The organism is Bowdeniella nasicola (genome assembly GCF_900107735.1).
GTDB classification, from domain to species: Bacteria; Actinomycetota; Actinomycetes; order Actinomycetales; family Actinomycetaceae; genus Bowdeniella; species Bowdeniella massiliensis.
In genome coordinates this window covers 60,076-73,173 of sequence record NZ_FNQV01000008.1, presented here as the reverse complement: position 1 = coordinate 73,173, position 13,098 = coordinate 60,076, and the positions used below count along the sequence as shown (strand labels likewise).

Annotated in this window: 14 protein-coding genes; all 14 read left to right on the top strand. The window is 64.6% G+C overall.

Annotation, left to right across the window (positions count from 1 at the left end):
- Window positions 1-3 precede the first annotated feature (3 nt).
- The 14 genes from aroC to BLU67_RS07240 all read left to right on the top strand — a co-directional run bounded on the left by aroC (window position 4) and on the right by BLU67_RS07240 (window position 13,085).
- Window positions 4-1,197, top strand: coding sequence for a chorismate synthase (aroC, locus tag BLU67_RS07305; protein ID WP_092564466.1), 1,194 nt, complete (start codon window positions 4-6; stop codon window positions 1,195-1,197).
- Window positions 1,197-1,712: a shikimate kinase gene (locus BLU67_RS07300; protein ID WP_092564463.1), complete on the top strand. Its 516-nt coding sequence runs from the start codon at window positions 1,197-1,199 to the stop codon at window positions 1,710-1,712. Before aroC ends, BLU67_RS07300 begins: the two co-directional genes overlap by 1 nt.
- A 60-nt stretch (window positions 1,713-1,772) precedes the next feature.
- Window positions 1,773-2,342, top strand: a complete 570-nt coding sequence (locus tag BLU67_RS07295) for a hypothetical protein (RefSeq protein ID WP_092564460.1) — start codon at window positions 1,773-1,775, stop codon at window positions 2,340-2,342.
- A gap of 121 nt (window positions 2,343-2,463) precedes the next feature.
- Complete coding sequence (gene efp / locus BLU67_RS07290) at window positions 2,464-3,027, top strand: elongation factor P (RefSeq protein ID WP_092564457.1); 564 nt, start codon at window positions 2,464-2,466, stop codon at window positions 3,025-3,027.
- A gap of 3 nt (window positions 3,028-3,030) precedes the next feature.
- Window positions 3,031-3,927, top strand: a complete 897-nt coding sequence (nusB, locus tag BLU67_RS07285) for a transcription antitermination factor NusB (protein WP_092564454.1) — start codon at window positions 3,031-3,033, stop codon at window positions 3,925-3,927.
- Window positions 3,928-4,026: 99 nt separating this feature from the next.
- A complete protein-coding gene (gene pyrR / locus BLU67_RS07280; protein ID WP_092564451.1) occupies window positions 4,027-4,578 on the top strand; it encodes a bifunctional pyr operon transcriptional regulator/uracil phosphoribosyltransferase PyrR in 552 nt (183 codons plus the stop codon).
- Window positions 4,575-5,558 carry an aspartate carbamoyltransferase catalytic subunit gene (locus BLU67_RS07275; protein WP_092564448.1) on the top strand — a complete coding sequence of 328 codons (984 nt, stop codon included), beginning with the start codon at window positions 4,575-4,577 and terminating at the stop codon, window positions 5,556-5,558. Before pyrR ends, BLU67_RS07275 begins: the two co-directional genes overlap by 4 nt.
- A complete protein-coding gene (locus tag BLU67_RS07270) occupies window positions 5,555-6,862 on the top strand; it encodes a dihydroorotase (protein ID WP_092564445.1) in 1,308 nt (435 codons plus the stop codon). The genes BLU67_RS07275 and BLU67_RS07270 overlap by 4 nt, the downstream gene beginning before the upstream one ends.
- A gap of 6 nt (window positions 6,863-6,868) precedes the next feature.
- Window positions 6,869-7,714 carry an orotidine-5'-phosphate decarboxylase gene (gene pyrF / locus BLU67_RS07265; RefSeq protein WP_092564442.1) on the top strand — a complete coding sequence of 282 codons (846 nt, stop codon included), beginning with the start codon at window positions 6,869-6,871 and terminating at the stop codon, window positions 7,712-7,714.
- Window positions 7,715-7,724: 10 nt separating this feature from the next.
- Window positions 7,725-8,285 carry a guanylate kinase gene (gene gmk, locus BLU67_RS07260; RefSeq protein ID WP_092564439.1) on the top strand — a complete coding sequence of 187 codons (561 nt, stop codon included), beginning with the start codon at window positions 7,725-7,727 and terminating at the stop codon, window positions 8,283-8,285.
- Window positions 8,286-8,321: 36 nt separating this feature from the next.
- Entirely contained in the window at window positions 8,322-8,582 is a 261-nt protein-coding gene (rpoZ, locus tag BLU67_RS07255) for a DNA-directed RNA polymerase subunit omega (protein ID WP_092564436.1), read from the top strand.
- A 7-nt stretch (window positions 8,583-8,589) separates the two neighbouring features.
- Window positions 8,590-9,819 (top strand): bifunctional phosphopantothenoylcysteine decarboxylase/phosphopantothenate--cysteine ligase CoaBC, encoded by a 1,230-nt coding sequence (gene coaBC / locus BLU67_RS07250; RefSeq protein WP_222842422.1) that lies wholly within the window; start codon window positions 8,590-8,592, stop codon window positions 9,817-9,819.
- Window positions 9,820-9,886: 67 nt separating this feature from the next.
- Window positions 9,887-11,089, top strand: coding sequence for a methionine adenosyltransferase (metK, locus tag BLU67_RS07245; protein ID WP_092564433.1), 1,203 nt, complete (start codon window positions 9,887-9,889; stop codon window positions 11,087-11,089).
- A 28-nt stretch (window positions 11,090-11,117) separates the two neighbouring features.
- Window positions 11,118-13,085, top strand: coding sequence for a primosomal protein N' family DNA-binding protein (locus tag BLU67_RS07240; protein WP_092564430.1), 1,968 nt, complete (start codon window positions 11,118-11,120; stop codon window positions 13,083-13,085).
- The last annotated feature ends 13 nt before the right edge of the window (window positions 13,086-13,098 follow it).

Sequence of the window (13,098 nt, the reverse complement as noted above, 5' to 3'; positions counted from 1 at the left end):
GCAATGTTCAGCTGGTCAACCGCGGGTGAATCACACGGGCAAGCACTGGTCGCCATGGCGCAGGGCGTGCCGGCCGGAGTGCACATCACGAGCTCAGATATTGCAGCGGCGCTGCACCGCAGGCGCCTGGGTTACGGCCGCGGCGCGCGGATGAAGTTCGAGCAGGACGAGGTCAGCCTCCTCGGCGGCGTCGTGCACGGACAAACTCTCGGCTCCCCGGTTGCGCTCACCATCGGGAACACCGAATGGCCCAAGTGGACCGAAGTCATGAGTGCGGATCCCACTGAAGAGCCGCCCAGCGGCGCGCGCGCCAAAGCTCTGACTCGCCCCCGTCCCGGCCACGCTGATTTTGCCGGTATGGCGAAATACGGGCACCTCGACTGCCGCCCCATCCTGGAGCGTGCCTCGGCACGCGAAACCGCGGCACGGGTCGCGCTTGGCACTCTGGCCGAAGCAATCATCGAACAGATCGGTGACATCCGCGTCGTCAGCCACGTCATCGAATGCGGCTCGGTCCGCCTGCCCGATAATGGACTCCGCCCCGGCCCGAACGACACGACGGCGCTTGATGCCACCCAGGTGCGCTGCCTAGATGAAGCGACCGACGCCGCGATGGTTAAGGAGATCGATAGCGCTAAAGCTGCGGGCGATACCCTCGGCGGCGTCGTCGAGGTCATTGCCTATGGCGTGCCGGTCGGACTCGGCAGCCACGTCGAAGCGGAACGCCGACTCGACGCACGCCTGGCCGCTGCCCTCATGAGCATCCAAGCCATCAAGGGTGTCGAGATCGGCGACGGCTTCGCCCAGGCCCGTTCTCGCGGCTCCGCAGCCCACGACGAGATGACGTCAACCCAGCGCCTGACTAACCTCGCCGGAGGTATCGAAGGCGGCATGTCTAACGGTTCGCCGATCGTCGTACGCGCGGCGCTCAAACCCATTTCATCCGTACCCCGCGCGCTGCGCACCTTCGATGTGACCACCGGGGCGGAAGACGTTGCCATCAACCAGCGTTCCGACACATGTGCCGTCGCCCCCGCCGCCATCGTGGCCCAAGCAATGGTCGCACTCGTGCTCGCGCAATCATTGCTGGAAAAGACCGGCGGTGATTCCGTAGCCGAATGCCGACGAAATCTCGCCTCCTACCTCGAGAACCTGCCAGAGAGCATTAAGGCCGTGCTTTCTGGGGGAGAGCGCTAATGCCGCTTATTGCTCTCATTGGTCCTCCCGCCGCCGGTAAAACGACGGTCGGCGAGGCCCTAGGCGGACGCCTCGATATTCCCTTTATCGACGCCGATGAAGAAATCGAGCGCCGCAGCGGGTACACCCCGGAATCCCTCGCCGTCGACCTTCCGCCCCAAGAGGCGTTGTCGATCCTGTCCAAGACGCTCGCCGAGATTCTTGGTGACCTTCCGGCTGATGCTGTCATTGCCCTGCCCTCGCGAATCATCGAGGTCCAGGATGCGGGCGAGCTGCTTTCCGGGCTGCGGGTGGTCTTTCTGGACGTCGATTTAGCGACTAGCTTTCCACGCACCGGCCTTGGTGCACCGCGGCCGGTCGGCTTCGTCACCCCGCGTTCACTGTGGCACCAGATGTTGATCGAGCGGCGACCGCAATATACGTCGATTGCAGACAACACAATTGATGTGAGCGGAGCCACTATCGAGACAATTGTTGAACAGATCGTGGCTCTAGCTTTGATTAAGCCGGTTTAGAGCGTCCAAACTGGAGTATGTCTCTGCCATTACGCAACAAAACGCTGTAGTATTTGGTGCGTGTTTACGGTTGCAATATGTACGCGGCGGCCAGCTACCGCCGAAGATCTCAACGCGGTAGTCTCAGCTATCCGCACACCTATCGCTTCGAAGGATGAAACAGAAGCGGGGGAGGTCATCCTCCAGGTCGTCGATCCCGAAGCGGTCCTCCAAGCCATTGTCGCCGCCGCTCGACATACCGGCGTCTGCATTGGCGTCGGCGCAGACTCCGGCGAAGGACGCTCGCGTCTGACCGCACTCGATTTTGCGCGGCGCGCCCTGAAGCGGGCACGCTCTCGTTCGGGGGACATGCCCATCGTCATCTATGGTCGCGCCTCCGAGGCCGCGTCCTGGGCGACGGCCCTCGCGCAGTTGCTGCACTTCAGTCTCATGCGCCGTTCCGAGCCCGGGTGGGAAGTCGCCCACCTCGTCTCCCGCGGAATCTCACAAAAGGATGCCGCATTAGACCTGGGCATCACCGAGCAGGCTGTCTCTCAGCGACTGCGTGCCGCGGGATACCGGGAGAGCCGGAATATCGAGCCGCTGCTCCTGTGCCTGCTCGAGCAGTCCGCCCGGATTCCGACCCGATAGGATCCGAGCCCACCCGCTAAACTCTTAGGTGGACGACATCCACCGAGCATTGAGTCCGTTGCCCACATGGGCAATGGACTCGATGTGTGTATGGACTACAACAACGTGAAAGAAGGACGACGTGGCAACAACCAATGACCTGAAGAACGGTATGGTGCTCAACCTTGATGGTCAGCTGTGGACGGTGGTGGAATTCCTGCACGTGAAGCCGGGCAAGGGCCCCGCCTTCGTGCGCACCAAGCTCAAGAACGTCCTCAGCGGTAAGACTCTCGATAAGACGTTCAACGCCGGGGTGAAGGTCGATACCGCAACCGTCGACAAGCGCGATATGCAGTACCTGTACAAGGACGGCGAAGACTTCGTCTTCATGGACACCTCCACCTATGACCAGATCACCGTCACCAAGGACACCGTCGGCGATGCAGCAAACTTTATGCTCGAAGGTCAGGACGCCATCGTCGCGATGCACGACGGCCAGGTGCTCTACATCGAACTGCCGCCGAGCGTCGTCCTCGAAGTGACCTACACCGAGCCGGGCCTGCAGGGCGATCGCTCTTCGGCCGGCACGAAGCCCGCGACGGTGGAGACCGGTTACGAGATCCAGGTGCCGTTGTTCCTCGAGCAGGGCACCAAGGTCAAGGTTGATACCCGTTCGGGCGAGTACATCTCGCGCGTCAACGACTAGCCGATGTCTCGTCCCAAGGATTTCACTCGGCGCACAAGAGAACGTCGGCGCGCGGTCGATGTTCTCTACGAGGTCGATCAGCGCGGCCGCGTATCCTCTCGCTCGATCGCGGCGATGGCCGAACGCCGCACCTCGGAGCACGCGACCCAAACGGGCCTGCCGGACTATGCCCGGCAAATCGTCGAGGGCGTAGCCGATCACCTGGCCCACATCGACTACGCGCTCTCGCAGTACGCCCACGGCTGGACCCTCGATCGGATGCCCGCCGTGGATCGCGCCATCTTGCGCGTCGGGGTGTGGGAAATTCTCTATGAATCGGATGTCTCCGACCCGGTCGCCATCGATGAGGCCGTCAAGATCGCCAAGCTGCTATCGACCGATAAGTCACCCGGTTTCATCAACGGACTGCTCGACACAATCGCCTCGGTCAAGGCGGGCCTCATCGCGCAGGAAGCGGAACTGTCCGCGCCGGTCGAAGATTATGAGCCGGACTTCGATGAAGCCGACTTTGCCGGCGACGTTGATTTTGCCGACGAGGTCTATTCCGATGCGGAATACGGCGCCGACGATCTCGATGAGTATGGCTATGAGGCCGCGTTGGATGACGGCGAGCCGCTCGGTGAAGATGTGGCCGACCGGGAAGAAGTAGCCCCCGAGTCCGGCGAGCTCGACGATGTCCTCGACGACAGCGATGACGGGGACGACTCCGATGCCGCCGGTGATGAGCCCGAGGCGGCACCAGCGGCTGGAGCCGAGGACGAACCCGAGCAGGACGACGAGGAGGCTGAAGACGAGGCAGACGTGCCGCTGGAAGGTGACTACGCCTCGACGCAATCGCGTTTGACCTCGGCGGCTGACGCTGATCGACCCACGCTGTTTGATGATTTAGACGAGAAGTAAACACCCGCCATCTCACCTGGGGGCGGTTCCCATGCGCTAAGCTGGGGCCGCCCGCAATCCTTTAACCCCCGTCCAGAGAGGCGGAGAAGGAGAACACCTGTGGTGTCAACACCAGCAGGACGGCAGGTACTCGGCGAAGCCGATATCGCCCGTTCGCTCACCCGAATTGCTCACGAAATCATCGAACGAAATGAGGGTGGCGATAACATCGTCCTCCTCGGTATTCCCACTCGCGGCAAACCCCTCGCATTGCGCCTGGCCCAGATCCTGCAGGATCTCGGCCACGATATTGGGGTGGGATCTCTCGACGTCGTTCCCTACCGCGACGATCTGCACCGCCGCCCTACGATGACCATTGGTCGCACCGAACTGCCCGACGGCGGCATCGATGAAACCGTCGTCGTCCTCGTCGACGACGTGCTGTATTCCGGGCGCACGATCCGCGCCGCCCTGGAAGCGATCAACGATCTTGGCCGGCCAGCAAAGATTCAACTCGCGGTCCTCGTTGACCGCGGCCACCGCGAACTGCCGATCCGGCCCGATTTCGTCGGCAAGAACCTGCCGACCTCCTCGGAAGAATCGGTAAAGGTCCACCTGTCAGAGATTGACTCCGAAGACGCCATCTACATCGCGGGAGGGCAGTCGGCATGAAACACCTGCTCAACGCGAAAGACCTCACCAAAGCCGAAGTCCTGCGGCTGCTCGACACCGCCGAAGCGATGGCCGCCACCCAGGACCGGCAGGTGAAAAAGCTGCCCGTGCTGCGCGGCAAGACCGTCGTGAACCTCTTCTTCGAAGACTCCACGCGTACCCGCATCTCCTTTGAGGCCGCCGCCAAGCGCCTGTCGGCCGACGTCATCAACTTCTCGGCAAAGGGCTCCTCGGTGTCCAAGGGGGAGTCCCTCAAGGACACCGCCCAGACGCTGGACGCCATGGGGATCGATGGCGTCGTCATCCGCCACTCCGCCTCCGGCGCCCCGCACCGCCTGGCCGCGACCGACTGGATCGATGTGCCTGTGCTCAACGCCGGTGACGGCACGCACCAGCACCCGACCCAGGCGCTGCTGGATGCCTTCACCATGCGTCGCCACCTCATGGGCGAACGCGACGGTTCCCCCGCCGCCGACGGCACCGACCTGTCGGGCAATCACATCGTCATCGTTGGCGACGTCCTGCATTCGCGGGTAGCGCGCTCCAACGTCGAGTTGCTCAAGACCCTCGGCGCTAAGGTCACGCTCGTGGCACCTCCCACGCTGCTACCCGTCGGAGTTGAGGCCTGGGGAGCGGAGGTCTCCTACGACCTCGACGCAGCAATCGATGCGCAGCCCGATGCGGTCATGATGCTTCGCGTGCAACGCGAACGGATGAGCGCCGCCGGTGGCGGATTCTTCCCCTCACCGCTGGAATACCACCGTGTCTACGGGCTGGATAAGGTCCGCATGGATCGCCTGCCCGAGCATGCGATCATCATGCACCCCGGCCCGATGAACCGCGGCCTGGAAATCTCGTCCGACGCGGCCGACTCGCCGCGCGCCACCATCCTGGAGCAGGTCGCCAACGGCGTCTCCATCCGGATGGCCACTCTCTACCTTCTACTCGCCGGCGACAACACCGAGGAGCCCATCGCATGACCGCCTATCTCATCACGTACGTCTCCATCCTGGACGAGGACCCGACCGACCTGCTGCTGGCCGACGGCGTCATCGCCGCGATCGGCGCCGACGCAGCAACGGCAGCCGAGGACCTACAGGAAGTCGAGACGATTGACGGCACGGGCCTGATCGCGCTGCCCGGACTCGTCGACCTGCACACCCACCTGCGCGAGCCCGGGCGCGAGGACACCGAAACGGTGGAGACCGGCACCCGAGCTGCCGCGATGGGCGGCTACACCGCCGTTCACGCCATGGCAAACACGACGCCGGTGCAGGATACGGCCGGCGTCGTCGAGCAGGTCTACCACCTCGGCCAGGAGGCCGGCTGGGCGGACGTCTTCCCCGTCGGCGCGGTCTCCGTTGGGCTGAAGGGCGAAAAGCTTGCCGAGCTGGGCGCGATGGCCGCTTCCGAGGCGCGCGTTCGCGTCTTTTCCGATGACGGCATGTGCGTGCACGACCCGGTGCTCATGCGCCGCGCCCTGGAATACGTCAAGTCCTTCGACGGCTGCATCGCCCAGCACGCGCAGGACCCACGTTTGACCGAGGGCAGCCAGATGAATGAGGGTGTCGTCTCCGCTGAGCTCGGCCTTGCCGGCTGGCCCTCGGTCGCTGAAGAGGCGATCGTGGCACGCGACATCCTGCTGACCGAACACGTCGGCTCGCGGCTTCACATCTGCCACCTGTCGACGGCCGGCAGCGTGCGCCTCGTGCGCGACGCGAAGGCCCGCGGGCTGGATGTCACCGCCGAGGCGACGCCGCACCACATCTTGCTGACCGACGAAACGGCGCGCAGCTACGACCCCGTCTTCAAGGTCAACCCGCCGCTGCGCACCCAGGACGACGTCGATGCGGTGCGCGAGGGGCTGGCCGACGGCACGATCGACATCGTCGGCACCGACCACGCGCCCCACGCGAAGGAGGATAAGGACTGCGAGTGGGCCGCCGGTGCATTCGGCATGATCGGCCTGGAAACGGCGCTGTCCGTCGTCCAGCAGGCGATGGTCGATACCGGCAAGTTCACCTGGCAGGACGTGGCACGCACGATGAGCTACACGCCCGCCGCGATCGGCCGCCTGGACAACCAGGGCCTGCCGATCGAGGTCGGCAATCCCGCCAATGTGTGCCTCTATGACCCCAAGGCCACCCGCGTCATCGAACCCTCCGAGCAGGTCTCCCGCTCCGAGAACACGCCCTATGCGGGCCTGGAGCTGCCCGGTCGCGTCATCGCGACGTTCCTGCGCGGCAACGCCACCGTCCTTGACGGTGCGCTCGTTCAGCGGTAGTTCGCGATGTCCGAAGTGAACTCTTCGGCGGTGCTCGCCCGGCGCATGGCGGACCTCGGTCCGCTGTGCGTCGGGATCGACCCGCACCCCGCACTCCTAGATAGTTGGGGGCTGCCCGCCTCGGCCGCGGGACTCGAGCGGTTTGGGGAGATCTGCATCGCCGAGCTCGACGGCGTCGCGGCCGCACTCAAGCCCCAGGTGGCGTTCTTCGAAAGCTACGGCGCTGCCGGTATCGCGGCGCTCGAGACCGTCATCACTTCGGCCCGCGAGGCCGGCCATTACGTCATCACCGACGCCAAACGCGGCGACATCGGCTCGACGATGGCGGGCTACGCAGATGCCTACCTGCGCCCAGGCGCTCCGCTCGAATCCGATGCCATCACCCTGAGCCCCTACCTGGGCTTCGGGGCGCTGGAGCCCGCGATCGACCTGGCGCTCGAGCACGGAAAAGCGCTCTACATCCTCGCTCTCACCTCAAACCCGGAAGGTGCGAGCGTGCAACACGCGCGTAGCACCGACGGCCAATCGGTTGCCGGCGCCATCGTGGCGAGCGCTGAGGCGGTGAACGCTGATGTCATGGCTCGCGATGGTAGCGACGTTGGACCCATCGGCCTCGTCGTTGGCGCGACCGTCGGCTCGGCGCCGCGGGACCTCGGGCTCGATCTTGCCGATTTCAACGGCATTTTCTTGGCGCCCGGCGTTGGCGCGCAAGGGGCTGGGGGAGCGGAGTGTCACGACGTCTTCGGTGCGGCGAAGATGCTCGCCTCGGTATCTCGCGGCGTGCTTGGCGCGGGTCCCGGCAACCTGGCGGACGCCGCGCGGAGGTTTGTCGCAGAGATAGCTCCCGCGTAAAATTCGCTTCATGAGTGCCGCTCCCGTTCTTGTTCTCGTTGGCCCCTCCGGCGTAGGCAAAGGCACCGTCGTCGCTGCCCTGAAAGAGCGGTTTCCCGATGCCTGGCTCTCGGTTTCGGCGACGACTCGCAGCCCCCGCCCCGGGGAAGTGGATGGGGTGCACTATTTCTTCCTCACCGCCGAGCGCTTCACCGAGCTCGTCGAGCAGGGGGGAATGCTCGAATGGGCCTGGGTGCACGAAACCGACCGTTACGGCACCCCGCGCGGACCGGTCGAAGACCGCGAAGCGGCTGGTATCCCGGTAATCCTGGAGATCGATCTGCAAGGGGCTCGCCAGGTGCGCGAAACCAAGCCAGACGCGCTTTTCGTCTTCTTAGCGCCGCCTTCCGAACAGGAGCTGTACCAGCGGCTGACCGGGCGCGGCACGGAAACGCGGGAACAGATCGAACGCCGACTCGCGACAGCGGAAATCGAGATGGCGGCGATCAACGAGTTCGATCACGTCGTGGTCAACGACACCATCGACTCGGCTGTCGATCAGCTCGCCGCGCTCATGGGTTTGGTACACTAGCCGGGCATTACCGCGAAACGAAAGGGCGTACCTGAAGTGTCAGGAACCGTGGCAAACCCGACGGGTATTACGAACCCGCCGATCGACGACCTGCTGGAAGCGGTCGATTCGAAGTACGCGCTGGTGGTCTACGCCGCGAAGCGGGCGCGCCAGATCAACTCGTACAACGCGCAGCTTGAAGACAACATGATGGTCTCCGTTGGACCCCTGGTCGATGCCGGCCAGGAGGACAAGTCGCTGTCCATCGCGATGCGCGAAATCAACGAAGGCCTCCTCAAGCTCGAGCAGAAGCAGTAGCGTCATCATGACGCACACATCCCGCCCGTTGACCATCGTTTTAGGGGTCACTGGCGGGATTGCTGCGTATAAGGCCGCCCTTGTCCTTCGCCTGCTGACGGAAGCTGGCCACGAGGTGCGGGTCGTGCCGACCGAGGACGCGTTGAACATGGTCGGAGCTGCGACCTGGGAGGCGCTCAGCCACCACCCGATCGCCACGGGAATCTTCGAAAACACCGAGGCTGTCGATCACGTCAAGATCGCACAGGAAGCCGACCTCGTCCTTATCGCTCCGGCCACCGCCCATACGATCGCGAAAATCACGGCGGGGATGGCCGATAACCTCCTGACCGCCGTGGTGCTAGCGACTCAAGCGCCACTCGTCATCGTGCCGGCGATGCACACCGAAATGTGGCTCAACGCGGCCACCCAAGCAAATATCGCGACGCTGCGCGAGCGCGGCGTGCGCGTCATGGAGCCCGCGAGCGGCCGGCTGACCGGCTCCGACACCGGGATAGGGCGCCTACCAGACCCTGAAGACATCGTGACATTCGCCCTCGCGCAAACCTCACCCGGTGAGTCGGGCGACCTTGCCGGACGGCGATTTCTCATCAGCGCCGGTGGCACTCACGAAGCGCTAGATCCCGTACGTTTTCTCGGCAACCGCTCCACCGGACGCCAAGGCGTCGCGCTGGCGGCCGCGGCCGCGCGCCGAGGCGCCGACGTTACGCTGCTGGCTGCCAACGTCGCTGCCGACGTGACGCAGGATCTGCCCGAAGGAGTTGAGGTCGTCCCGGTCGTCTCGGCACGCGACCTGCACACCGCGGTTCTTGACCGGCTCGCCGATGTCGATGTCCTCATCATGGCGGCGGCCGTGGCCGACTATCGCCCGGAAAGCCAGGCCGAACACAAGCACAAGAAAACCGGCGACGATGGGCTCACGCTGCGGCTAGTGCAAAACCCCGACATCTTGAAAGCGGCCGTGGCCGCCAAGCGGGACGGGCAAGTCATCGTGGGCTTTGCCGCTGAGACGGGCGATGAGTCCACCGATGCACTAACCCACGGCAAGCAGAAGGCGGCACGCAAGGGAGCCGACCTGCTGGCGATCAACGAAGTCGGTGTTGACAGGGGATTTGGCGATACCCCGAACTACGTCACAGTGGTGCGCCCCGATGGGAACGTCGTCACCGAAGGCGGCGGCAGCAAGGCCGACGTCGCGGGTGTTCTGCTCGATTCCATCGCCTCCGAATTGAGCTAGCTCACGAGCTGTCCGCCACGGAGGCGAGCGGCGCACGCTTGCGCCAGGCCGTCGTAGACTTGGGGGCGTGACTGACCCAAGCGCTGTTCGACTCTTCACTTCTGAATCCGTTACTGAGGGCCACCCGGACAAGGTGTGCGACCAAGTCTCCGACGCCATCTTGGACGCCGTGTTAGGTTCGGACCCGCAGGCCCGCGTGGCAATCGAGACCTTGGCAACGACCGGCTTTATCCAAGTGGTCGGGGAACTATCGACGACGGAGTACGTGGAGATCCCGGAGATCGTCCGCAGCCAGATCCGACGCATCGGCTACACCTCCTCAGAGGCGAGCTTTGATGCGGATTCGTGCGGTGTGCTCGTCTCCATCGATCAGCAGTCCGGCGAAATCGCGGGAGGCATCGATAAGTCCTTCGAACTGCGAAGCGGCTCCCTGGATCCGCGCGACCAGCAGGGCGCGGGCGACCAGGGCCTCATGTTTGGCTACGCCTGCACGGACACGGCGACGCTCATGCCGCTGCCAATCCACCTCGCGCATCGCCTGACCGAAGCGCTCGCCGCCGTGCGAAAGGACGGCAGCGTGCCCGGCCTATACCCCGATGGCAAGTCGCAGGTCACGGTCGCCTACGACGGGGACACCCCGGTGGGAATCGATTCCGTTGTGCTATCCACACAGCACCACCGCGACATCAGTCAAGACGACCTGCGGGACAAGCTCATCGAGTCCGTCGTTGCGCCCGTGCTGCAGGCCGCAGGATTCGATGCCGGCGACGAATCGCTCAGCATTTACGTCAACCCTTCCGGCTCCTTTGAGGTGGGTGGACCTCGCGGCGATGCCGGGCTCACCGGACGCAAGATCATCGTCGACACCTATGGCGGTATGGCGCGCCACGGCGGCGGCGCCTTTTCGGGTAAGGACCCGTCCAAGGTTGACCGCTCCGGCGCGTACGCGATGCGCTGGGTGGCAAAGAACGTCGTCGCGGCGGGACTTGCGACGCGCTGCGAGGTTCAGGTCTCCTACGGCATTGGGATGGCTCGTCCACTCGGGCTGTACGTGGAGACCTTCGGGACCGGCGTCGTGCCCGATGCCGAGCTCGCCCGAATCATCGAGCGCGTCTTCGATCTGCGTCCGGCTGCAATCATCGACGAGTTGGACCTGCTGCGTCCGATCTATCGGCAAACCGCCGCTTATGGCCACTTTGGTCGAGAATTGCGCGATTTCACGTGGGAGAACACCGACCGCGTCGAGGACCTCAAGGCGGCCGTCAAGTAACGTCGGCGGGGTGTGATTCCATAGAGAGGTGAGCACCCAGCCGGAGATCCCAGGACTCGCGCTTCCCGAGCGCGAGCGTCACCGTGGTCCCGTCGCTGTCGTCCGGCTCGACCTGCCCGCAGCCCACCTCGATCAAGAATTCGATTACGCCCTGCCGGAAAAACTCCTTGCCGATGCGGCGCCCGGAGTGCGCATCACCGCGCGCTTCGGTCCAAGCGATCGCCCCGGTTTCATCACGCGCATCACGGACGGCTCCGATCACGAGGGCGAGCTACGAAACCTGCGTTCGGTCGTCTCCGACCTTCCAGTGCTCACCCCGGAGGTCGCCGCAGCCGTCGGTGAGGTAGCGAAGCACTACGCCGGCACCTATTACGACGTCTTGCGTCTCGCGATTCCCGCGCGGCACGCACGGACCGAGAATCAGGTGCGGGAGAGAGCGACCCAGCGGGCGATTCCGAGTCCGCCTCGGCCGCCAAACCCGGCAGCGTTGCATGCCTATCCCGGCGGCGATCAGCTCATTTCCAAACTCGCGTCAGGTGCCTCACCAACGATTGCCTGGCAGGCACTTCCCGGAGTCGTGGGCAGCACACCGCAGTGGCTCGTTGACGCACTCGAGCTCGTCCTTGCCACGCTGACCTCGGGGCGTCGAGTCCTCATCATCGTTCCAGCAGCCAGAGATATCACGCGAGTGCTCGCTGTCCTCGCCGAGGCTGGCGTCACCGCAATCGGATACGGGTCATCGCAAAAGCCTGCCGCACGGTACCGCGCGTTCCTCCTTGCTCTACTCGGCCAGGTTGATGTCGTCGTGGGTACGCGGTCCGCGGCCTGGGCTCCGCTGCCGGATCTTGGACTCACGATCGTCTTTGATGAGGCAGATCCGCTGTTGCGGGAACGGCATGCGCCCCGCCCGCAGGTATGGCGAATAGCGCTCGCCAGGGCGGGCGCTACGGTTTTTGCCTCACTCGGCCGCAGCGTCCAAACGCAGCTGCTGGTCCAGCGCGGGCAAGCCGAGTCTCTTACCCCGAGCCGAGATGCCCTTCGCTCGCACGGGGCGCGCGTCGTCATGGGGGATGCTTCCGATGGGCCCGCCCGCCGGTTGTCTTCCGTGGCGTTTTCCGTCGCGCGCGAAGCTCTGCAGCGGGGACCGGTCCTTGTTCTCGTGCCGCGTGCCGGCTACGTCAACATGGTGCGCTGCGCCCGTTGCGGAGAAGAAGTTCGCTGTCCCGAATGCGCCTCCCCGGTCACCATGCAGCGCGGCGCCAGGTTGCGCTGCACCTGGGCAGGCCACATCACCCACCAGTTTTCCTGCCCAGAATGCTCCTCGACCCACGTGCGCGCCGCTGCGATCGGTTCCGAACGCACCGCGGACGAACTCGGCCGAGCATTTCCCGGTGTCCTTATCCGCGTCTCGGGCGCCCGGACCGGAATCATTGAAAACGTCGATTCCCGCCCGGCAATCGTCGTGGCGACGCCCGGAGCCGAACCGATCGCCCCCGATGGTTACGAGGCCGGCATCGTCATCGATGCGTCGGTGCTCACTGCCCGCACTGAACTGTCTGGCACTGCCCACGCGACGACCCAGCTCGCGAATGCCTGGTCGCTCATCAAACCGGGGCCGCAGGGAGGTCGCTTTGTGCTTACCGGTGAACCAGACGAAGCCGTAGCACAAGCCCTCACCCGGTCGGATTTCCCGAACTTCGCCGACCGGCTCCTTGCCGAACGTGCAGAACTTCACCTCCCGCCTGTCGCTACGGTTGCTGACCTTACCGGTCCACGCGGAACGCTCGCTGACATTCCCGCCACGTTCTCCGATACCGCACCGGGCGTGGAGATTCTTGGACCCACAGCTCTCAACGAAACAACGGATCGGGTCCTGATCCGGGTACCGCACGCCGGGGCCCGAGCCTTGCGAGCGCGGGTGGCTGCGCTGATACGGAAACGCAGCACCCGCAGTGAGCCGCCCGTGTCTGCGACAATGGATCCGTTGGACCTCTAGGAAAGCGAAGGAT